The sequence below is a fragment of the Streptococcus sp. LYSM12 genome, from assembly GCF_004569635.1.
Taxonomy (GTDB): Bacteria; Bacillota; Bacilli; order Lactobacillales; family Streptococcaceae; genus Streptococcus.
This window is the reverse complement of record NZ_SPOZ01000001.1, coordinates 104,976-129,266: the sequence shown is the minus strand read 5'-3', so window position 1 is coordinate 129,266 and position 24,291 is coordinate 104,976. Positions and strand designations below refer to the sequence as shown.

The following is a 24,291-nucleotide window of genomic DNA, read 5'->3' as shown; positions in this document are numbered from 1 at the left end:
CCTAGTACTAAAAGCAAACCCAAATACTATGGCATCAGACTTCTTGTTTCTTGAATCGAATCCAAATCTTTGTCACTATATCTCATGCCTAACACACTCTCTTATGCTTACAATTCCTCTGCCAACAGAATAGATAAAGAGTAACGGTCTATGATTTTTCGCAAATCTTCATGTGGACCTGAGATAACGACATGGCTGTATACCTCTGCCCCCATTTTTTCAACTGCATGAACACCAGCAACCACCGCAGTCTTACATGCTTCTGTTTCCCCTTGCACAATGATAGAGATATAACCAGAAGCTGTATTTTCATAACCAATGACAGCAACTTCCGAGGCTTTTATCATTGCATCTGCTGCTTCTAATGCAAAAACCAAGCCAAATGTTTCAATAGCTCCTATTGCTTGATACCTTTTCATGACTTTCTCCTTTAGCGGGCATCAACATCATGCACCGAAACAATGTCCCCAACGCTAGAGATTGGTCTTGGCATAACATTCTGGGCTGTCAATTTTCCAATCTTTGCCGCTGCGCTCGCTCCGGCCTCAACTGCAGCTTCAACAGCTGCCATATCTCCGGTCACCATAATTGTAACCAAGGTTGAACCCACATTTTCATAAGAAACTAGCCTGACATCACTTGCCTTTAACATCTTGTCACAAGCCTCCAATGCTGGAACCAATCCCACTGTTTCAACGAGTCCCAAGGCTTGTCCTCCACGGTATCTCATGATGACTTACTCCTTTTATCGTCTAAATTCTTTTGCAATATAGTCATTTCGTTTCTATTTTTATTACTTCGTTCACTCGTCTTGCTGTACCATTGAGAAAAGTTACACTTTTCTTATCTGTCACTTGAAATAGTTATCAACTATTTCAACTACCTGCGACTCCTTGCCTAGTACTAAAAATAAACTAAACGGCTATATATTTTTCAACTGCTACTTTTCCGTCCTCACTGATTTTATAGTAAATACTCAACTCCCCATTTTCATCCAAATGATATCCCGATTGCTCCAGATAGCCATTACACTCTAAAGACATCAGATGTTCTAAAAATAGCTCCTCTTTGAATTGTTTTTCACTACCATATTGTGATTTCAAAGCTGACATGACTTGTTTCACATCAGCCTCACTAATACTAGCCATATAATGTAATACCGCTGTTCTCGTTGGTAATAACTGCATCTTCTATCCCTCGCCTTTTCTAAAGAAATCTACTGGATTTGTTGTTACTAAAATCGCTCCAACAATAATCATGACTGAACCAATCACAATTGTTGGAGTTATGGGTTGATTTAAAAACAATGTACTTAAGAGCACTCCCCAGAAAGCATAGGTAATATTGAGAGACATTCCAATTGCAGTGCCAACCATTGCATTTGCCTTGTACCATTCGGTATAGGAAATTCCCACCAATGTACCTGAAATCAATAGTAGCCCAATTAACAACGGTGAGTTGAGCGTATTAACAAACAAATCAGTAGCACCAATCAACGGTACAATCATCACCATTTGAATAAGACCTGAAACGAGTTGACGAAGAGTAACGTTAACTTCTGAATCAAGAAGAGATCCACCGAAACTAGAGATACAGCCCTCTAAGCCCCAACAAATAGCTGCGACGAGGGCCAAGATAATCCCCAATGTAAAGTTGGGCGCTCCCTCTGGCTTCACCATATTGATGATAACGGCTCCGATAATGCAGAATAACATTCCTCCAACAACCCGAGCATTCAGTTTCTGTTTTAAAAAGATAGCTGCAAATAGGGCACCAAAAGCTGCTGTTGTAGCTGAAATTGGAATAGCAAAGGCACCCGCAAGATAAAGTCCAACTAGATAGGATCCATTGGCAACTGGTCCTCCTAAAATATATCCTAAAATCATTATTTTCCCAGGTTTTGTCGCAAGACTTCTCGCTAATTCATGAAACTTACCTGTTCTGATAAGATTGAGCAACAAGGCACAACCACCAAGAAAATCATTGATTGCTCCCATCACAAATGGTACTGCTAAAATACCTACTGCAGATGCTAAGGGCTCAAATCCTTGAACAATGATGATTAAAAATGAATACAATCCATAAAATAAACCAGAAATTGCTCCGCTCCTTATACCTGAAGTGCGGAATTTCTTTGTCGTTGCAAGTATCTTCTGGTGCATATCTAAGCGACCTATATTTGGGGTATGTTGTTCCATAAAATCATTACCTCTTATCCATAACTATAAAGCAGATTACTCATTTTTGTGTGATAAAATGATCTCCACTTCACTATGTGGACGTGGAATAACATGAACAGAAATGAGTTCGCCAACCCTTTGTGCTGCTGCAGCACCCGCATCGGTAGCAGCTTTTACCGCCCCTACATCTCCATGAACCAAGACAGTAACTAAACCGCCTCCTACATATTCTTTCCCGATTAAAGTAACATTTGCCGCTTTAACCATCGCATCAGCTGCCTCGATGGATCCAATCAAGCCTTTTGTTTCAATCATCCCCAGTGCTTCGGAACTCATGATAACACCTCCATTTTATCTATTTTTTACCAGTATGACGACGAACCCATGAATCTGTACTAGGATTTAAATCATGTATATGCTCATCATAACACTTGTTAACCAATAAGGATATCAGCCTATAATCTACACAAATCAGCTACCTAAGATTATTGTAAACCTTTCCACAAGGGGAAAGTCAATCGTTTTTCGTAACGTTTTCATGTTCTACCCCTCCAAATGCTGAAAAAATATAGTCATTTTTATTACGAACATTAATCTATCAATGAAGTACACTTTTTTTCTAATGGATTCTGAATTTTTTAATAAAGAGAGATAAGGAGTATTTTCGAAAAACAGATTAGCTAAAAAGCGCTCTTTTTTAGAAAAAACCTTCCCCTTGAAGGAAGATTTTAGATATCGCTCTTTTGGTTGTTCAGTCTTACTCTTCTGCCAGTTTCTTATTAAAATAAGGTTGGGACAGTACCCAACCTTATTTTAGAATGTAAACGATCTGCCCTATCTATCAGCAGTTAGGAAAGTGACGATTGATGCCTACTACTCTCAACAACAAAAGCATAGTATCGCTCCATTCACCCTCATATAGTTTTCTATGGACCATAGACTGTTTTCGATGTTCACTTTTAATTTTTAGTACTAGGCAAGGAGCTGCAGACTGTACTGGAGTACGGCAAAGCGAGTGAACGAAGTAATAAAAGATAAACGAAATAACGATAATATGGACTTATCGGCTCACTTATCATCTGTAGCCGTTGGAATAATGATTTCCGTAACAAATTCTTCATCGTTTTTAGTCACCCAGTAATCAATTACATGCCTTTCGTAACATTCTGATTTCAATGTATATTGGCAAAGCTCAGCATAATCCACTATTTTTTGATAAGTTTCTTCAATTTTCTCTAATGGTCCAATGTGATAGCAACTAAGTGCCATAAAGCCTCCGAAGCTAGAAAATTCTGGGGATTCTGGAAAACAATGCTGTAAAATGGTTAAGCTTCTGGCTTGTCCAGTCATTTTTTCTTGATAAGAATCATACTTCAAAATCACTGGCCCGGATACTTCAAGCTGCTTATTTTTTAAGTATTTTGTCCATTCAAGATTGATGATGGATTCTTTGTAATTATATCGATACAACTGTTCTAGTTGACAATAACTCTTTTCCTCACAGTAATATTTTAGACTAACTACTTGACTAGGCAAACCTGCCTGAAGCTGGTTCTGATTCTGTAGACACATTTCCCCCTCTATGATGAGTTGAAGCCAGTCGTCTACAGAAGCCAGCGAAATCAATAGCTCATCTCGCTTCGCCTTGATCTCCTCTCGGCTCGCTGTTAAAAAATGATAATGATTGTTACACCCCGTTAAGGAAATCAGTTTCTTAACATGCTTTAGGTCAAGTCCGACTTGCTGATAATACTTAATAATCGGAATGAGCAATAAGGTTTCTTTATCATAATAACGATAACCATTTTCCTTTGAAACTAGTTTAGGTTGGATTAACTCCAAGCTTTCGTAATAGCGTAAAGCTTTTGATGAAACACCGCATAGATTGGCTGCATTCCCAATAGAAAATAACTGCTCTTCTGTCATCGTCATCTCCTTTCTGTTTTAAAAGGCGGAGTACGACTATACAATCGATTTCCGTGAAATCATGACTCACTACCTTGTCCCGCTCCCCAGCTTTCAACGGTATCCGCTACTATGTCCTCCCAAGGGAGCTCTATTTGTCAGCTAAAGCTGAATAGCTGTGGCCTCGTTTATATTCTTTTTATCCAATCGTCCCCTGTTTTGATAGCGTTATCAAGCAAATTTGACTACATTGTAATATAGTTCACAAAATAAGTCAAGACACCAAAGAGAATATTGCAAGCTGAATATTTAAATTAAAGTATTCAAGTCTAATAACAAGATATGAGAGGCTCAAGTCTACTGAATGAAAATGGATGAAAATGGGAAATCTGACGAAGACTTTTCAAACTATAAGTACGAGGTATTATCTTTAAAAGAAATCTCTATCCGTAGGCAAATACACTCTGCAACGACTTCGTCTCCTTTTTCAGCTCGCATTCCATTACACAAGATACATCAGTAGATAGGCATCGTCATTCCTCTAGCTACTTCATTTTCTAGTTTTTGAGCAGAAACTCAAATGTCCCTCGCTTTGCTTGGGTTAAGATTATTTCTATCGCTAAAAGAGCTGTACCGTAAAGCAAGCAGCATGTCAACAGCGAGAACTTTTCAAACTTTCCTCTTTAAAAAACAAAAAAAGCCGTCCGCAGGACAGCTTTTATCTGACTATCTTATTTGTTCGAAGCGTAGGTGAACATTAATGCGATCTCCGTAACCATTGCGCTCAAGGTCACGTTGGAGGCGGTAAGAAATATAATGCTCAGCAATGGTAATGTAACCTGCATCAATCAGGCGGTGCTCTACTTGTGATTGAACCATGCTAATTGTTGGGCGCTCCGTATGCGCTTCTTCCAAGTCTAGAACTACTTTTTTCGTGACTTGAGCTAAATTTTGGCGCCAAGTATCATCGATAACATATACAGTACGAGCAGCCCTTATAATCGCTTGGTAAATTTTTTCTGGATCAAAGTCAACGACTTCTCCACTCCGTTTAATGACTTGCATAAAAAGCCCCTTTCTTTCGGTTAATCCCTCTCCTATACTTCATAGACATCAATAGTTCCCTTTGTTTACTATTTTCTTAACTATAGCATAGAGGCATACAAGTCTTTTCAACACAAAAATGCCGTTCTAAACCAAAAGACTTTGGCATTGCTTAGCGCTCTCTTGCTAGGAAAATAGTTGTTTTAAGCTCCTTTTATTCGCGCTTTCTCTCACCTAAAAAACAATGGCATTTATCAGTGAAGCGCTTTTATCTAGGAGGTAGCATCAGTTGACACTTAATCGAGGGAAACCAGTAAACAAAGACAGCAATGAGATGATATCTTTGATAAATACTATACTACTATTATCCAAGGATTCTAGCTATTTGTCAAGTTTTTTTCCTGAAATATGATATAATATTTCCAGTACAAAAAAGGAGAATTCAGATGACAAATACTATGCCAAAACGTCAGGAAGTTGATGTGCATGTAACCTGGGATACCTCTCTCATTTATCCCTCTCACCAAGCCTATCAAGAAGGTCTTGCTGCCTACAAACTACAGGTTGAACAGTTTGAAAATAATTACAAAGATAAGCTCACTTCTGCGGAAGTAATTATCGAGGCTCTCAAGGAATACGAGGTTATTCGTACCATTAACAGCAAATTGAGCCATTATGCTTTTCTAAACCTTGATGTAGATAAGATGAATACAGAACTTGCAACTCTTGCCAATGAATATCAAGTTACTATGGCTGCTAGCTATCCAAGAATTGCTTTCTTACAAACCCAACTGGCTCTGCTTGATGAAGCAACCCTAAACCAAGTCAGTGCTAGAGAGCCACAATGGACAAGCTATATCAAAGACATCATTCGCCAAAAACCACATCAATTACATCCTTTGCAAGAAGAAGTGTTAGCTAACTTTGCTCCCACATTTGAACAGCCTTACCGCAATTACGAAACAACAAAATTCGAAGATATGACCTTTGAACATTTCACTGCAAATGGTCAATCTTACGGAAATAGCTATGTTCTATTTGAAAATGACTACGAAATCAGTCACGATACAGACATTCGCCGCAATTCTGCAGCTAGTTTCTACTCTACCCTCCGGAAATACAAGAATACCACGGCTGCAGATTACTTATCTCACATAAAGAACGAGCAAATTTCAGCTAAATTGCGTGGGTTTGATTCCACCATTGACTACCTCCTCTTTGATCAAAATGTGTCCCGTGATTTGTTTGATCGTCAAATCGATGTGATCATGAAAGAACTTGCTCCCCACATGCGCCGCTACGTAAAATTGGTCGCAAAAGCACATGGTCTTGAAAGCATTACCCATGCAGACTTAAAAATCAGCCTGCCCTCAGACTTTAATCAACGCATTACACCTGAAGAATCCAAACAATTTTTGATTGATTGCCTTGGAATTTTGGGAGATGATTACATTCAGATGATTGAGCAAGCCTTTGATGAGCGCTGGATTGACTTTGCCCAAAACGAGGGCAAAGCAACGGGTGGTTATTGTGCTACCCTGTATGATGGACCATCTTACATCCTCTTATCTTGGACCGGCTTGATGAATGAGGTCTTGGTTCTCGCACATGAACTTGGACATGCCGGTCATTTCCAATTAGCAAAAAAACAAAGTATTCTCAATTATGACCCATCCCTTTACTTTATCGAAGCCCCCTCTACTGCTAATGAAGTCTTGACATGTAACACCCTCTTGAAACAAAACCAAGATCCTGCTTTCCAAGCCTATCTCATCAGTGAGTTGATTAGCCGTACCTACTTCCACAACATGGTCACTCACTTATTGGAGGCTGCTTTCCAACGCGAAGTCTATACTCGTTTGGACAAGGATGAATACCTCAACGGTGATATTCTTTGCCAAATCAAGCTAGACATCATTAAGGAATTCTGGGGTGAAGATTTTGAAATCGGTGATGATGCTGGGTTGATTTGGATGCGCCAGCCACACTACTATATTGGCTTATATCCATACACCTACTCTGCTGGTCTCACAATCGGAACAGCCATGGCCAAACAGTTGGAAGAAAATCCCGAAGCTGTCGTGGAAAAATGGCTTGAAACCCTTTCATTAGGAGCGAGCCTGTCCGCACAAGACCTTGCCAAACATGCAGGGGTTGATGTTTCAACAGATAAACCCTTGAAAGACACGATTGCCTATGTCGGATCATTGGTAGATAAATTGGAAGAACTTGTGTAAAATATACAAAATGCCTCCGTCAAGGTTTGATTGCCTTGATTGATTGAGGCATTTTTTATTTTTCAACTTCACACAAAACAATACAAGGCTTCCTGTCACGATTCTTATGGGCATCTCATCATGGACTATCCAATATAGTCATTTCGTTTATATTTTTATTACTTCGTTCACTCGTCTTGCTGTACTCCAGTACTACCTGCGACTCCTTGCCTGGTACTAAAAATAAACGAAACGGCTATAACAAGATGAACCTGCCCTCAATCACTCAGCAGCTGAATCGCCTAGAAGCAATCTTATTCAAAATAGTTTCCACGGGTGATTGGAAAAGCTTAGTTCCAGTTTTCCAACATATAGTTTTTTGTACTCGAAAAAGATCAAAAAGAAGCTGGGACTTTTGTCCCAACCTCTTATGCTTCCTTTTAAAAAACCTCCTTTCATCTACATCCGCATAAACCTTACTTTGTTTGGCGATACTTATTAGCATGGCGCCAATAGCGCCTCGAACACAAGGAGCTACAAAACTTGGTCCGTCTATCTAACATGCCTGCTACTGTAGTGACTCTTTGGTTACACTGTTTACAGCTAAAGGTTCTCTTCTCATAATAATTAATACACGATAGTTTTTCCATTTAGAATACCTCTCTACTCTAAAGTTTGAAAAGATTCTCTAGCCAATAGATTGAAAGTTGGCCTCATGCCTATTCTTCTTCTTTCCGACCCTTACCCATCAACCAGAACAAAGAGGTAGCAAAGATAGTTAGTAGACCAGCTACTTGAACTCTTGCAACACTGCTTTCACCAGTGTTTGGTAGTTGGCCTTGTTTTCTGCTTCGAGAGGCGATTGGGTCTTGCCCTGTTAGAGTCATTGGTTGCACTCCACTTTCTTTATCAATCTTTTTCTCTTCTGGTAGAGGGGCTGGAGTAGTCTTTTCTATAACGATATGACGACCGTCAATCTCAAATTCAGAACCATCGGGGAATAGTACTGCTAGACTGCCCTTATCTAAGACAAGGATTTTCGTACCAGCAGGTAAATGAGGATTTGCTTTCTCAAAGGCTTCTTTAATTCGGACTTTCTCATCATCTGTAATCTGGTTCACATTGTCAACTTCAGTCAAGGAAAGTAACTGTGGACTATAGACCATACTGTCTTTCTGCTTCACTGGAATAGTTAGGGTACCCGTTGTGCCGTCTGGATAGGTCACTGTTACTTGAACCACTGGATTATCTGGGGTACCTGATACCTTATCGGCTGGAGTCAACACTGTGCCTTGTGGTAGGTTGCTGGTATCCACCTTGTCCTTAACAGCTTCTTTATCCGCTTCGCTCAATGTGCTTTCTGGTGCATCTGGACTATCAATTAAGACTTTACCTGCAGCAACAGCTGGAGTGCCGTCCTTATCTGGTTTCACCGTTGGTGCATTGGTTGCACTGTCTTTCTGTTTCACTGGAATAGTTAGGGTATCGGTTGTACCGTCTGGATAGGTCACCGTTACTTGAACAACGGGGTTGTCTGGAGTACCTGATACCTTATCGGCTGGAGTCAACACTGTGCCTTGTGGTAGGTTGCTGGTATCCACCTTGTCCTTAACAGCTTCTTTATCCGCTTCGCTCAATGTGCTTTCTGGTGCATCCGAACTATCGATTAAGGCTTTACCTGCAGCAACAGCTGGAGTGCCGTCCTTATCTGGTTTCACCGTTGGCGCATTGGTTGCACTGTCTTTCTGTTTCACTGGGATAGTTAGAGTATCCGTTGTGCCGTCTGGATAGGTCACTGTTACTTGAACAACGGGGTTGTCTGGAGTACCTGATACCTTATCGGCTGGGGTCAACATCGTGCCTTGTGGTAGATTGCTGGTATCCACCTTGTCCTTAACAGCTTCTTTATCCGCTTCGCTCAATGTGCTTTCTGGCGCATCTGAACTATCAATCAAGGCTTTACCCGCACGGACAGTTGGTTGATATTTTTCTTTATCTTTCTGTTTCACTGGGATAGTTAGAGTATCCGTTGTGCCGTCTGGATAGGTCACCGTTACTTGGACAACAGGGTTGTCTGGAGTACCTGATACCTTATCAGCTGGGGTCAACACCGTGCCTTGTGGCAGATTACTGGTATCTACCTTGTCCTTAACAGCTTCTTTATCTGCTTCGCTCAATGTGCTTTCTGGCGCATCTGAACTATCAATCAAGGCTTTATCCGAACGAACTGTTGGCTGATATTTTTCTTTATCTTTCTGTTTCACTGGAATAGTTAGGGTATCGGTTGTGCCGTCTGGATAGGTCACCGTTACTTGAACAACGGGATTATCTGGAGTACCTGATACCTTATCAGCTGGAGTCAACACTGTACCTTGTGGCAGATTGCTGGTATCCACCTTGTCCTTAACAGCTTCTTTATCCGCTTCGCTCAATGTGCTTTCTGGTGCATCCGAACTATCAATCAAGGTTTTATCCGCACGAACTGTTGGCTGATATTTTTCTTTATCTTTCTGTTTCACTGGAATAGTTAGGGTATCCGTTGTACCGTCTGGATAGGTCACCGTTACTTGAACAACGGGATTATCTGGAGTACCTGATACCTTATCAGCTGGGGTCAACACCGTGCCTTGTGGTAAACCTGTTGGATCCACTTTAGCTTTAATGGCATCCTTATCGGCATCACTCAATGGACTATTTGGCGTATCCGGACTATCAATCAAGGCTTTATCCGCACGGACGGTTGGTTGATATTTTTCTTTATCTTTCTGTTTCACTGGGATAGTTAGGGTATCCGTTGTGCCGTCTGGATAGGTCACTGTTACTTGGACAACAGGGGTTTCTGGAGTACCTGATACCTTATCAGCTGGAGTCAACACCGTGCCTTGTGGTAGGTTGCTGGTATCCACCTTGTCCTTAACAGCTTCTTTATCTGCTTCGCTCAATGTGCTTTCTGGTGCATCTGAACTATCGATTAAGACTTTACCTGCGGAAGCAGCTGGAGTGTTTGGATCATCTGCCTTAATACGTGGCTCATTGGTTGCGCTGTCTTTCTGCTTCACTGGGATAGTTAGGGTATCCGTTGTACCGTCTGGATAGGTTACCGTTACTTCGACAACGGGATTATCTACGGTACCACCGACTGTGCCTGCTGTTTCTAAAGTTGTACCTTGTGGTAACCCTGTTGTATCCACTTTAGCTTTAATGGCATCCTTATCGGCATCACTCAATAGACTATTTGGCGTATCCGGACTATCAATCAAGGCTTTATCCGCACGAACTGTTGGCTGATATTTTTCTTTATCTTTCTGTTTCACTGGGATAGTTAGGGTATCGGTTGTACCGTCTGGATAGGTCACCGTTACTTGAACAACGGGATTATCTGGGGTACCTGATACCTTATCAGCTGGGGTCAACACTGTGCCTTGTGGTAGATTGCTGGTATCTACCTTGTCCTTAACAGCTTCTTTATCTGCTTCGCTCAATGTGCTTTCTGGCGCATCTGGACTATCGATTAAGACTTTACCTGCAGCAACAGCTGGAGTGCCGTCCTTATCTGGTTTCACCGTTGGTTCCTTGCTTGCACTGTCTTTCTGTTTCACTGGGACAGTTAGGGTATCAGTTGTGCCATCTGGATAGGTCACTGTTACTTGAACCACTGGATTATCTGGGGTACCTGATACCTTATCAGCTGGGGTCAACACCGTGCCTTGTGGTAGGTTGCTGGTATCCACCTTGTCCTTAACGGCTTCTTTATCCGCTTCGCTCAATGTACTTTCTGGTGCATCCGGACTATCGATTAAGACTTTACCTGTAGAAACAGCTGGAGTGCCGTCCTTATCTGGTTTCACCGTTGGCGCATTGGTTGCACTGTCTTTCTGTTTCACTGGGATAGTTAGGGTATCCGTTGTACCGTCTGGATAGGTTACTGTTACTTGAACCACTGGATTATCTGAAGTACCTGATACCTTATCAGCTGGAGTCAACACTGTACCTTGTGGTAGGTTGCTGGTATCCACCTTGTCCTTAACGGCTTCTTTATCCGCATCACTCAATGTACTCTCTGGCGCATCCGGACTATCAATTAAGACTTTACCTGCAGAAACAGCTGGAGTACCGTCCTTATCTGGTTTCAGCGTTGGTGCATTGGTTACGCTGTCTTTCTGTTTCACTGGGATAGTTAGGGTATCCGTTGTGCCGTCTGGATAGGTTACCGTTACTTCAACAACTGGATTATCTACGGTGCCACCGACTGTGCCTGCTGGTTCTAAGGTTGTGCCTTGTGGTAAACCTGTTGTATCCACTTTAGCTTTAATGGCATCCTTATCGGCATCACTCAATGGACTATTTGGCGTATCCGGACTATCAATCAAGGCTTTACCCGCACGGACAGTTGGTTGATATTTTTCTTTATCTTTCTGTTTCACTGGGATAGTTAGAGTATCCGTTGTGCCGTCTGGATAGGTTACCGTTACTTGGACAACGGGATTATCTACGGTACCACCGACTGTGCCTGCTGGTTCTAAAGTTGTACCTTGTGGTAACCCTGTTGTATCCACTTTAGCTTTAATGGCATCCTTATCGGCATCACTCAATAGACTATTTGGCGTATCCGGACTATCAATTAAGGCTTTACCCTCACGAACTGTTGGTTGATATTTTTCATTATCCTTTTGTTTTACTGGCACATTTACTGTATCCGTTGTGCCGTCTGGATAGGTCACTGTTACTTCAACAACTGGATTATCTGAAGTACCTGATACCTTATCAGCTGGAGTCAACACCGTGCCTTGTGGTAGGTTGCTGGTATCCACCTTGTCCTTAACGGCTTCTTTATCCGCTTCGCTCAATGTACTTTCTGGCACATCTGGACTATCGATTAAGACTTTACCTGCGGAAACAGCTGGAGTGCCGTCCTTATCTGGTTTCACCGTTGGTGCATTGGTTGCACTGTCTTTCTGTTTCACTGGGATAGTTAGAGTATCCGTGGTACCGTCTGGATAGGTTACTGTTACTTGAACCACGGGATTATCTGGAGTACCTGATACCTTATCGGCTGGGGTCAACACCGTACCTTGTGGTAGGTTGCTGGTATCCACCTTGTCCTTAACGGCTTCTTTATCCGCTTCGCTCAATGTGCTTTCTGGTGCATCCGGACTATCGATTAAGACTTTACCTGCAGAAACAGCTGGAGTGTTTGGGTCATCTGCCTTAATACGTGGCTCATTGGTTGCGCTGTCTTTCTGCTTCACTGGTATAGTTAGAGTATCCGTTGTGCCGTCTGGATAGGTCACTGTTACTTCGACAACGGGATTATCTGGAGTACCTGATACCTTATCGGCTGGAGTCAATACTGTACCTTGTGGTAGATTGCTGGTATCCACTTTGTCCTTAACAGCTTCTTTATCCGCATCACTCAATGTACTCTCTGGCACATCTGGACTATCGATTAAAACTTTACCTGCAGCAACAGCTGGAGTGCCGTCCTTATCTGGTTTCACCGTTGGCGCATTGGTGGCACTGTCTTTCTGTTTCACTGGGATAGTTAGGGTATCCGTTGTACCGTCTGGATAGGTTACCGTTACTTCAACAACTGGATTATCTACGGTGCCACCGACTGTGCCTGCTGGTTCTAAGGTTGTGCCTTGTGGTAAACCTGTTGTATCCACTTTAGCTTTAATGGTATCCTTATCGGCATCACTCAATGTACTCTCTGGCGTATCCGGACTATCAATCAAGGCTTTACCCGCACGGACAGTTGGTTGATATTTTTCTTTATCTTTCTGTTTCACTGGGATAGTTAGAGTATCCGTTGTGCCGTCTGGATAGGTTACCGTTACTTGGACAACGGGATTATCTACGGTACCACCGACTGTGCCTGCTGGTTCTAAAGTTGTACCTTGTGGTAACCCTGTTGTATCCACTTTAGCTTTAATGGCATCCTTATCGGCATCACTCAATAGACTATTTGGCGTATCCGGACTATCAATCAAGGCTTTATCCGAACGGACGGTTGGTTGATATTTTTCTTTATCTTTCTGCTTCACTGGGATAGTTAGGGTATCCGTGGTACCGTCTGGATAGGTCACCGTTACTTGAACAACGGGATTATCTGGAGTACCTGATACCTTATTAGCTGGGGTCAACACTGTGCCTTGTGGTAACCCTGTTGTATCCACTTTAGCTTTAATAGCATCCTTATCGGCATCACTCAATGTACTCTCTGGCGCATCCGGACTATCAATTAAGGCTTTACCCTCACGAACTGTTGGTTGATATTTTTCATTATCCTTTTGTTTTACTGGCACATTTACTGTATCCGTTGTGCCGTCTGGATAGGTCACTGTTACTTGAACAACTGGATTATCTGAAGTACCTGATACCTTATCAGCTGGGGTCAACACCGTGCCTTGTGGTAGGTTGCTGGTATCCACCTTGTCCTTAACGGCTTCTTTATCCGCTTCGCTCAATGTACTTTCTGGTGCATCTGAACTATCAATCAAGGCTTTATCCGCACGAACGGTTGGCTGATATTTTTCTTTATCTTTCTGTTTCACTGGGATAGTTAGGGTATCCGTGGTACCGTCTGGATAGGTCACTGTTACTTCGACAACGGGATTATCTGGAGTACCTGATACCTTATCAGCTGGGGTCAACACCGTGCCTTGTGGTAAACCTGTTGGATCCACTTTAGCTTTAATAGCATCCTTATCGGCATCACTCAATGTACTCTCTGGCGCATCTGAACTATCAATCAAGGCTTTATCCGAATGAACTGTTGGTTGATATTTTTCATTATCCTTTTGTTTTACTGGCACATTTACTGTATCCGTTGTGCCGTCTGGATAGGTCACTGTCACTTCGACAACGGGATTATCTACGGTGCCACCGACTGTGCCCGCTGCTTCTAAAGTTGTGCCTTGTGGTAAACCTGTTGTATCCACTTTAGCTTTAATGGCATCCTTATCCGCTTCACTCAATGGACTATTTGGCGCATCTGAACCTTGAATATTAGCTAATTCAGTACGTGGTTCGTACTTATCTTTGTCGAGTATCTCAATGATTTCGACTGGAACAGTCACAATTTCCTTGGTACCGTCTGGGTAGGTGACTTCAACAGGAACATCGTGCATACCAACTGTTGTTGGGATAGCCCCCTTGACTTGTTTATCCGTAAATTGAGTACCATTTGGTGCTGTCACTTGGTCAAGCACATCTTGGGGAGTCAGAGAATCTGTTTCAGGTTTGGTTACACTACCAATGTTTGGAGTGTATTCAGCTGCTTGAGTGGATACAGTAAACTGGCCAACTGTTGTTGGTGTGCTAGCATTTCCTGATTCATCAGTACTTATAGCGATTACTTCGTATGTTTTACGGGCATTAGCTTGTAGAGCATCGGCCTTGACTTGTTCTAATGTATCGTAATAGTTTCCTTGAGCATCTTTAAAGCGAAAATAGGTTAGATTATTTTTTTCAACGGTTTTATTGATAGCTGCAATTTTCTCATCTTTTTGTGCTTGCGTTAACATTGGTAAGGCATTTACCCCCGCTATACGCACACTTTGAGAAAGTTTCGGTGCACGAACTAAAGCAGTATTGCTATAGACATTATCTGTTACAATAATCTTCCTGACATCTAATTTGCTGCCCAGCTGGCTTTCCAAATCACTCGCTAAAATCGGCTGACTTGGGAGTGCTAAGGCAGTACTACTTTCTGCTCCATTGATTTGTGGCGGACGAACATCAACACCTATCAATGGGATAGCAATACGATTATCTGCATATTGAACATACGCCGATCCCCCTTCATATTCAGCCTTTCTGTCCTCTCCTAAATAAGCATCGACTGATTTATGGAAATACGCAGTATAATATACTCCATTAACCTGAAGAATATTAGTAGCTACCTCTCCAAGTCCACCTGATTGAAAATTTGTCAGTGTAAATGGTCTGACTATGTCATAGTATGCCGGGCTAGATGTAGAAACTAGCGTTGGAGCTGATAGTATAGCATTCTCTCTCCCAGTACCCCTACCGTAAATTCTTACCATACTAGTCAACTCAGTATCTTCTACATTGGTAAACCGATAATGTACCCCATCTTGAACAATGCGTCTTTTAGACTCATCATCAATATCTGTTCCATGAATAGTTGGAGCACCTTGCACAGCAGCAGAACCTTTTGGCACGAAACTTACTCTACGGCGTAATTCTTGATAATCTATTGTAGCATTATTTCCAAAATCAAATAGATAAAGATAACGACGGTTCCCCAAATCTACTAATCCTAAGTCATTTGGACGGTTGGATACGGGTCCCATACTACTAAAAACAACATCATAATCATCTTTAAGTGTCAAATTTGTATATCCGACAGAGTAGCTCTTCCCATTTAGTATTACTTGCTCTGATGAATTTGCACTTCTAAAAGCAGCACGAACAGGGGTAATTTCAGTAGGCGAAAGAGTAGGAACTGTATCTTTTCTGTTTTCAGAGGTTTGAGGTTTATCTGTGCTCGCTTCCTCTGTCAAAAGAGAATTTGCCAATTCTTGCTTATTCGTGTTGGTAAGAGTGACCTCTTTTTCATTCTCCTTGTCCGCTACATCAGTGATTTCAACTGGGACGATTACCGTTTCTTTTGTATCATCCGCATAAGTCACTTCCACCGGAACTTGATGAAGACCGACTGTGGTTGGAAGCAAGCCCTTGATTTCCTTAGCAATAATTGCTTGTTTCTCTGAAGCCCTAACCTGGGCCAACACCTCTTCTTCTGTTACAGGAGCAATTTGGGACTTGCTCACATGTCCAACCGTTGGGGAAGACAGGTGAGCTTGGTCAACTACCTCTGCCCTATCTACACCTGTTGCTGGAGAAACGGACTCCCCACTTAATTCTGTCCCTACCTTGACTTCCTCATCTGCTTGGACAATTGGAGTACCCAATAATAGGGCAGTTCCCAAGAGGACACTAGCAACCCCAAAATGATATTTCCGAATAGAAAAACGTTGTCTTAGGCGATACCAATTCATTTTGTGTCTATTTTTCAATTTACTCCACTCCTTTGAATGTTACTCTACTATCCGTCATGCCTCTCGCCTTGATGTAGTCACTTAGTTATTCTTTCATTACTTCATGAACTCATTTTGCCGTACTCTAGTACAGCTACTAATAATTGTTGCCTAGTTGCTCAAAGTAAATGAACAGATTGTCAAACTAAATCCTATCAGAAACTCCTCTTTTTGTTTGCTTCCAAAATGGCGGCAAAACACTTGTAAGTAATTCCTAAACGGGGGAATATTCCAACGAAACCTCTGACTTTCATAAAGAATGGAGCTGACAAATAGTATACACACATTTTACCCCCCCCCGTCGATTTTGTCAAGTATTTAATTTGAATTTTAAATTATTTTTTTCTGGCGATAATGAATAAACCTCCCCCTGTCCAATGAACAGGGGGAGGTTGAAAGATGATTATTTTGAGTCGTTGGGAATATAGGATATAACCATTTCATTCATTATTTATGACATTGTTCAGCTATCAAGATACGAGGGTGTAAAAGCACACTATGAAACAATATTGTTCTTCCAAATTCCTTTTTACATTCTTAGAAGACCAATCCGTAGAAGATAGCTGCTAGTAAACCTCCAATGATAGGACCTAGGACTGGTACAAGGGCATAGCCCCAATCGGAATCACCTTTGTGTTTCAATGGAAGGATGGCATGCATCATCCGTGGACCAAGGTCACGCGCAGGGTTCAAAGCATATCCTGTTGGACCACCGAGAGACACTCCAAGAGAGACAATCAAGGCTCCAACTGTCAAAATACCAAGACCAGCTGGCATGTCATAGTTACCAAAAGCGAGCAGAGCAAGTACAAGTACAAAAGTACCGATTGCTTCACTGATTATATTTGTAAACGTATTGCGGATTGCAGGACCTGTTGAAAATGTTGCAAGAATTGCTCCAGTATCTTCTGTCACATCATAATGATCTTTATACATCAAGTAAACTAAGATACTTCCAATACAAGCACCAAGGAATTGAGCACCGATGTAAGGGAATACAGATGCCCAAGGAAGATTACCTGCATAAGCCATAGCGATGGATACCGCAGGATTCAAGTGAGCCGGTCCCAAGATACCACTTACAAAAGCTGCCATTGCAACAGCAAGTCCCCAGCCAACTGTAATAACAATCCAGCCAGCATCCTTGCTCTTACTTTTATCAAGAACCACGCCTGCTACAACCCCATTACCCAATAAGATAAGTAGAGCAGTTCCGATTACTTCACCTAATAATTCTTTTACCATATAAAATAAACTCCTTTTTTAGCGTTTTGCTATCACACTCATTTAGTTAATTCTTTAAGTAAGCCAAGTCATTCTTGACTAAGGTTTCATCCAATAAGGTACGTTGTGCTGTCTGTTCTTCTTCCGACCAATCGTAATAAGCAGCCATTTCAAGCAGTACATCATCGACAATATTATCTAGCTGCTCACGCATAAAAAGCATGTAGTTCGTCCGACGTAGGAGATAGTCTACCGCCGTCAAGGTCATCTCTTCTTTCATCGCATAATGGAGTGAGAGTAAATCACGTTGATTGAGATGACTGACTGCTTCTACTTTATGATTGAGAGCAAAGACTTTTGGTGCGTTTGAACCGTACAAATTCGCAAGGTAGAGCGCATCATCATAGTTCAAGCCTTTTTTCACACCTAATTGAGCCAAATGTTCAATTTCTTCTGCCACATTAGCCGGGTTCAATTCTCCACCTGATACAGGATAGGTTTTTGAATTAATCAGCCTAAATTTGCGACCATGTTCTAGGTCAAGGATTTCTGCCACTTTTTCAAGTGCACCTTCTGCCATTTTACGGAAATCAGTAATTTTTCCTCCAGCAAGAGTCAGCAAGCCATTGTCATCACGATCAAGAGAAGAACCCCGAGAAACAGCTGATGGATCCAGATTTTTTTCAGATACACTGCCTTCAAGCTGGGTTAAATCATGTTCTACATCATCACGTGTTTTTTCATTGTTCAGATAGGCTTTGACAGTATCAATTAAGTTATTGAAACTATCATCACTCAATTTACCGTTATTTCCACCGTTGTAATCAGAAGCACCATTTCCAGATAGCAACGGTCTGAGCCCTGCCCAACCACTTTCAATATCATCTAGGGTCAAGTTAGCACCAGGGAAGCGATTGTTGACAATATCGAGCAAATAATCAACATCTTCTTGCGTCACCATTGGATTTGCTAAATCACCTGCATAGTCTGTATCCGTCGTTCCAAAATACGTCTTGTTTTCACGCGGTAAGACAAAGACCATTCGTCCATCTGCATGCCCTGTATCAAAATAAGTCGGCTGCGGTACAGAAAGGCGGGAGCTATCCACTACTAAATGGACACCTTTTGTTGGACGCATTTGCAGTAGTCCACTACCCTCACCACCAAGATTGCGCACTTCATCGCTCCATGGTCCAGTCGTATTGATAACGAGACGGGCACGGATTTCAAAGGTGCTATCTGTCAAGAGGTCACGCGCGACAATTCCTACAATCTTACCGCTGTCATCTTTGATAAAACGCTCTGCTTTGACACGGCTCGCAATCAAGGCTCCGTCCTTGGCTGCACGCTTGATGTTTTCAATGACAAGACGGGCATCGTTATTGCGGAAATCAAGATAGACACCGCCCCCTACAAGACCTTCTTGCTTTAAGTGCGGTTCACGCTCTAAGACTTCTTCTTTTGTTAATAGTTTGTTAGCCAAATCTGTATTGTTGACACCTGCTAAGAGGTCGTACAAGTCCATGGCAACTTTTAAGCGGAACATGCTAAAGGTAGAACCTTCTTCATCATAGACTGGGAGAAGCATTGGATCTGGCTTTGGAATATGAGGTGCAATTTGTTGTACAACTGCACGTTCTGAAACCGTGTCTGATACGACTTCCACGTCAAATTGTTTCAAGTACCGCAAACCACCGTGAACCAATTTTGTAGAACGACTACTAGTCCCCTCTGCAAAGTCCTGCATTTCAATCAAGGCTGTTTCCATTCCGCTTGCTGCTGCTTGTAGAGCTACACCTGCACCAGTGATTCCGCCGCCGATAATCAGCAAATCAAGCTGTCTGTCCTGCATTTTTTCAATGGCTAATCGTCTTGTTTCTTTTGAAAATTCCATTTTGTATTCTCTTTTCTATTCTTCTGCATCTATTTCAGCAAATAATTGAGTCGCTGCAACAGCTTTCTTCCAGCCCTTGTATAATTGTTCCTTACGCGCATCGTTCATAGCTGGTTGGAAAGAGTGACCAACAGCATTTAAAGTCTTTAATTCTTCTAAATCTTTCCAGAAACCAACTGCCAAACCTGCAAGGAAAGCTGCTCCGAGAGCCGTTGTTTCCAAATTTTTTGCTCTTGCAATTTCGATGCCTAAAATGTCCGCCTGAAATTGCATAAGAAGACTATTCATAGCTGCCCCACCGTCTACTTTCAAGACAGAAATTGGCATACCAGAATCAATTTGCATGACATCAATAACATCGCGTACTTGGTAGGCAATGGATTGAAGAGTTGCTTTCACAAAGTCTTCCTTAGTTGTTCCGCGTGTCAAGCCAAAAACTGAACCTCGTGCATCTGAGTTCCAATAAGGTGCGCCAAGACCTGTAAAGGCTGGTACCACATAAACTTCATCATTGCTAGTAGACTTGCGCGCCAGTTCCTCAGATTCAGGAGACTCTTTGACCATGCGCATGCCATCACGCAACCATTGAACTGCGCTACCTGCAATGAAAACAGAACCCTCAAGAGCATAGTAAACCTTGCCATTGATTCCATAACCGATTGTGGTCAAGAGACTGTTTTCAGATAACTGCATCTCTTCACCAGTATTCATCACGATGAATGAACCTGTACCATAGGTATTTTTCACCATACCGGGCTCAAAGGCTAATTGCCCAAACAAGGCTGCCTGTTGGTCTCCTGCCATACCTGAAATTGGAACTTCTGCACCGTAGAAATGAAAAGGTGCCGTCTTGCCATAAATTTCTGAATTCGACTTAACTTCTGGCAACATAGCTTTAGGAATATTTAAGAGGGCAAGAATTTCATCATCCCATTTGAGTTCCTTAATGTTATAGAGCATGGTTCGTGCTGCATTAGAATAATCTGTTACATGGCAACGACCATTCGTCAATTTCCAGACCAGCCAAGTATCGATTGTACCGAAAAGAATTTCTCCTTTTTCAGCTCGTTCTTGCGCACCAGGTACTTGATCCAAAATCCAACGAACCTTGGTAGCTGAGAAATAAGCATCGATGACCAAACCAGTCTTTTTATGAATCATATCCGAATAGCCATCATGTTTCAACTGATCCGCGAGATGTGCTGTCTGACGAGATTGCCAGACGATAGCATTGTAGATTGGAAGTCCAGTCTCTTTATCCCAGACAACCGTTGTTTCACGCTGGTTGGTAATTCCAATTCCCTCAATTTGAGAAGGATTGATGCCACTTTCAATAAAAGCTCCTGCAATGACAGATTGGACTGAGTTCCAAATCTGATTTGCATTATGTTCTACCCAACCTGGTTTTGGGAAAATTTGTGGAAATTCCTTTTGATAACTTCCGACCTTCTCTCCTTTTTTATCAAAGATGATAGCACGTGAGCTTGTCGTGCCTTGGTCAATAGCCATAATATATTTTTCTTGTGTCATGGGAGACCTCCGATATTTATTTTTTTGTTTTTTGAAAACGCTTCCGTTTTCTGGCTATCCTTATTTTAACCTATTTTTTTATCTAGTTCCTATCAAAAAATATAGTTTCTAAAAAATTTTTGATAAGAATAAAAAAAGCAAGACCACGCCGCCTATTTGTCAGACCAGGTCTTACTCTTTTATTTCCATTTTACGAGCACTCAGCGTCGTTCTATCGAAAACATACTACTGGTTTCTAAGCGTCTGTGGGCCTGTTTTTCTTTTTGTTTCTGAAGATTAGCAAGCATCTTTTTCAAGGCTAGCAAATCACTTGCATACAATCTTCTGTGAAAAAAATAGCACGGCACTTCTACAGGAACTGGCTCATCTGTTACCAGCAGGTCATACTCATTAGATGTTAAAAAGGGCTCGATGAGAACAGCATATGTTCGTTCAAATTCCTTTTGCAGCTGGAATAAAATCGGCTCTGCAATAACAGGGGATTGACAAGAAATAAAACCGATTCGTACTACTACTGGCTGAACTTGACTGAGATAGTCAAAAAGTCCTGCCAAATTAGCCACTTCTTCCTCGTATTGAAAGACAAGATTGGAATGCTGAGGTTGGTAAATATTTTCTAAAACTGTTGACAGTAACATACGGGCACTTATCAGTTGATACTGCTTTTCATGAATAATAGGGGCTTCCAAACTTCCCTTAAAAAAGTAGACTTTTCCTAATAATTGGTTGAGATAGTATAGGATCTGTTCATAGATTGGTAGCGGATGCCCTACTTCTTCACGAATAGTCTGGTAACACCAAGTAGTTGCTTCTCGAATTGGACCTCCAAAGGCTAGGATACGCTCAATTTTCTGCGGTGATAAAATAGATTGACTCACTAAAAAGGCAAACAGACTCATTACTTCCCCCTCGCGAACAGTTGTAGGCTGGTATTGATAGAGGGTCAAGGCAAAAGCCCGCAATTCCTGATACCATTTCTGTTTGATATATGGCTTCATCAACTGGATTAGCTCGCTAAAATCTACATCAGCCCCCCTCATACGCCGTTGGGAGATGCCAAGCCATAAAGACAGTTGAAAATTCTGATAAGAATTAAATTTTGTATCAAAAAAGCGTTCAAAAAGTGGGAGATAATTTCCTATCTGACGAAAGTGCGGATATGTTCTGATACTAGATAAGGTCCTTGTTTGCAGAAAGAGCTGGTAATAGAAATAGCGGATTTGCAAGTCGCTTCCCTTGAGGCGGCCATTGCGTATGCTAATCTGAAAATCCTGCAGGAGGTGATTGAGTGCAGCTAATTGTCGATTGAGACTGGCCTCACTAATCAGCAAATGTTGAGCTAGCGCCTGAATAGCAAATTCTTCCTTATCAAATAGATAGAGCAGGATTTGATACTTGGTACTAAACTGACATAAGTAGGCTAGCCAATCCGCATGTAAAAGGCTTTCTTTCTTCTCAAAGCTTACTTCTTCTTCTCTTATTTGAAAAAATAATCCGAGCTTCGCTTGCCTTGCTTGTTCATCAAATGATTCGATATAACGAGCCAAGGTCGTGCGTGATAGCGCAAGTTTTTGACTCAATATCTTGAGCGAGAGACTCGATTGACTATCCCTTAGATACTCGGTAAGGAGATAAATCGCCCTCTCTCGTTTTTCCAAAAGATCTTCAATCTTCATGGGCGCTCTCCTCTTCTTGGCGATGAAGATACAACTGGCAAGCCTCTGCCACAATGGGAACAAGGTTTGTATAACGCGGCAAACAGAGCCAACTTTGCTCCACCATATCTTGAGCAGTCATACCATTTGATATGGCAAGGGATAGAATGTTCATTTGATGAATATAGCGGGAGGTGGAGATTAACTGCCCGCCTAAAAGGCGACCGTCCGATTTTTGTACAATCAATTTAAAGGTCAACTCGTCTATCTCCCACTGACTAAAAGGTGCTTGTAGAACAACTGTATCCACATCCGTCCAAAGTTGCGCTTGACGCTCTGTTAGACCGACACTCGTGATGTTATAGCCAAAAAGATGACTGGAAACAATCCGTTGCACTTCCTGCAAAGGTCGTCGTTTTTTTAGCAAATTATAAGCCACCAAACGCCCTGTCAAAATGGCATGATTGATGAGTGGTAGATAGGCTTTACCGAAAAAGGCAAAGGGAAGTTGAATCAGATCCCCAATGGCAAAGATATTAGGTTGACTAGTTTCCAGATAGTCATCAACTATAATTGTCTTATCGGGATTACACTCTAAGATTCCCCCTACTATATCTGTATTGGGCTGAAAATTTGTCGCAAGGAGCAAATAATCTGCTTCATAACTGCCTTTTAGCGTATCAACCTGAACCTTATTACCGCTTGGCGACAGGCTGATATTTTCTACGATTTCTGCTGTATGCACATCAATCTGACGCTTTTTCAACTCCTCTTCAATACCTGCCATCAAGTCTGCATCTACGTATTTGGCGAGTGGGGTCGTTTCTGCTTCAAAGAGCGTCAAAGAAAGGGGTAATTGACTGAGGGCATCTGCACTCTCTAACCCAATCTGTCCGCCACCAATGATAATGACAGACTGTGCTGCTCTTATTTTTTCCCAACTTTTCTGGGCATCTAAAAAATACTTGGACGACAAAATTCGCTCATGGAGTGCCTTGTCTTCCACCTCCCATACTTGCTTGGCTCCCATGGCTAAAATCAGAACATCATAAGCTTCTTCAAGGACTTGCTCTCCCTGTTCAACTATCAATACCTGATTGTCCGCATCTAATCGAACGAACCTGGTTTCTAGTCGCACATCAATCCTTGTCTGCTGAACTTGACCCCATAACTCACTTCGGGCTTCCTCAATCTGTTTTAGTTCCCCTTTTAATTGCCAGTTGAACACATTTGGAAAAAATCCGACCTCTTTTTCCTTGTCCATTAACACAATCTGCGCTTCAGGATAGATTTGATGGCACTCTAAAGCAGCACTCATACCCGCAAAAGAAGCTCCTACGATGATGATTTTCATAGTATTTCCTCCGTCTTCCTTATTATACCACAAAAATGAAAGGGGTTGCAATGCGGCTTTGAAGTCCTTATTTCCTCCCTCATTGAATTGGATACTCAGTTAAAATCAAAATGACAGTTCACGAAAGTTATTCAAGGAAGAAACGACTCCCTAGCACACGATTGATAGCATGTGGTGTCATCATTATTTATATGCGATTGCGCAAAGAGCGACAATAGACAGCA

At 41.8% G+C, this 24,291-nt stretch carries 14 protein-coding genes; 1 reads left to right on the top strand and 13 read right to left on the bottom strand.

Features of this window, described 5'->3' with window-relative positions; genetic code table 11:
- Positions 1-107: 107 nt before the first annotated feature.
- From E4T79_RS00495 to E4T79_RS00465, 7 genes are all read right to left on the bottom strand, one after another.
- Complete coding sequence (locus E4T79_RS00495; RefSeq protein ID WP_135026782.1) at positions 108-419, bottom strand: BMC domain-containing protein; 312 nt, start codon at positions 417-419, stop codon at positions 108-110.
- 11 nt (positions 420-430) lie between these two features.
- Complete coding sequence (locus E4T79_RS00490; RefSeq protein ID WP_135026781.1) at positions 431-730, bottom strand: BMC domain-containing protein; 300 nt, start codon at positions 728-730, stop codon at positions 431-433.
- A gap of 184 nt (positions 731-914) precedes the next feature.
- Positions 915-1,187 carry a hypothetical protein gene (locus E4T79_RS00485; RefSeq protein WP_135026780.1) on the bottom strand — a complete coding sequence of 91 codons (273 nt, stop codon included), beginning with the start codon at positions 1,185-1,187 and terminating at the stop codon, positions 915-917.
- A 3-nt stretch (positions 1,188-1,190) separates the two neighbouring features.
- On the bottom strand, positions 1,191-2,198 hold the full coding sequence (locus E4T79_RS00480; protein ID WP_135026779.1) for a DMT family transporter: 1,008 nt from the start codon (positions 2,196-2,198) through the stop codon (positions 1,191-1,193).
- 36 nt (positions 2,199-2,234) lie between these two features.
- Positions 2,235-2,516, bottom strand: coding sequence for a BMC domain-containing protein (locus E4T79_RS00475; protein WP_135026778.1), 282 nt, complete (start codon positions 2,514-2,516; stop codon positions 2,235-2,237).
- A 732-nt stretch (positions 2,517-3,248) separates the two neighbouring features.
- Positions 3,249-4,106 carry a MerR family transcriptional regulator gene (locus E4T79_RS00470; protein WP_135026777.1) on the bottom strand — a complete coding sequence of 286 codons (858 nt, stop codon included), beginning with the start codon at positions 4,104-4,106 and terminating at the stop codon, positions 3,249-3,251.
- Positions 4,107-4,811: 705 nt separating this feature from the next.
- Positions 4,812-5,150, bottom strand: coding sequence for an ATP cone domain-containing protein (locus E4T79_RS00465; RefSeq protein ID WP_135026776.1), 339 nt, complete (start codon positions 5,148-5,150; stop codon positions 4,812-4,814).
- 425 nt (positions 5,151-5,575) lie between these two features.
- Between E4T79_RS00465 and pepF the strand changes: the two genes are divergently transcribed.
- Entirely contained in the window at positions 5,576-7,366 is a 1,791-nt protein-coding gene (gene pepF, locus E4T79_RS00460; RefSeq protein WP_135026775.1) for an oligoendopeptidase F, read from the top strand.
- Positions 7,367-8,064: 698 nt separating this feature from the next.
- Here pepF and E4T79_RS00455 read toward each other — a convergent pair.
- The 6 genes from E4T79_RS00455 to E4T79_RS00430 form a co-directional block, all read right to left on the bottom strand.
- Entirely contained in the window at positions 8,065-16,371 is an 8,307-nt protein-coding gene (locus tag E4T79_RS00455; protein WP_167752585.1) for a Rib/alpha-like domain-containing protein, read from the bottom strand.
- A 576-nt stretch (positions 16,372-16,947) separates the two neighbouring features.
- A complete protein-coding gene (locus E4T79_RS00450) occupies positions 16,948-17,655 on the bottom strand; it encodes an MIP/aquaporin family protein (RefSeq protein WP_135026773.1) in 708 nt (235 codons plus the stop codon).
- A 46-nt stretch (positions 17,656-17,701) separates the two neighbouring features.
- Entirely contained in the window at positions 17,702-19,528 is a 1,827-nt protein-coding gene (glpO, locus tag E4T79_RS00445; protein WP_135026772.1) for a type 1 glycerol-3-phosphate oxidase, read from the bottom strand.
- A gap of 15 nt (positions 19,529-19,543) precedes the next feature.
- Positions 19,544-21,058, bottom strand: a complete 1,515-nt coding sequence (gene glpK / locus E4T79_RS00440) for a glycerol kinase GlpK (RefSeq protein ID WP_135026771.1) — start codon at positions 21,056-21,058, stop codon at positions 19,544-19,546.
- Positions 21,059-21,258: 200 nt separating this feature from the next.
- Complete coding sequence (locus E4T79_RS00435) at positions 21,259-22,734, bottom strand: helix-turn-helix domain-containing protein (protein WP_135026770.1); 1,476 nt, start codon at positions 22,732-22,734, stop codon at positions 21,259-21,261.
- Complete coding sequence (locus E4T79_RS00430; protein WP_135026769.1) at positions 22,724-24,067, bottom strand: FAD-dependent oxidoreductase; 1,344 nt, start codon at positions 24,065-24,067, stop codon at positions 22,724-22,726. Before E4T79_RS00430 ends, E4T79_RS00435 begins: the two co-directional genes overlap by 11 nt.
- Positions 24,068-24,291 lie beyond the last annotated feature (224 nt).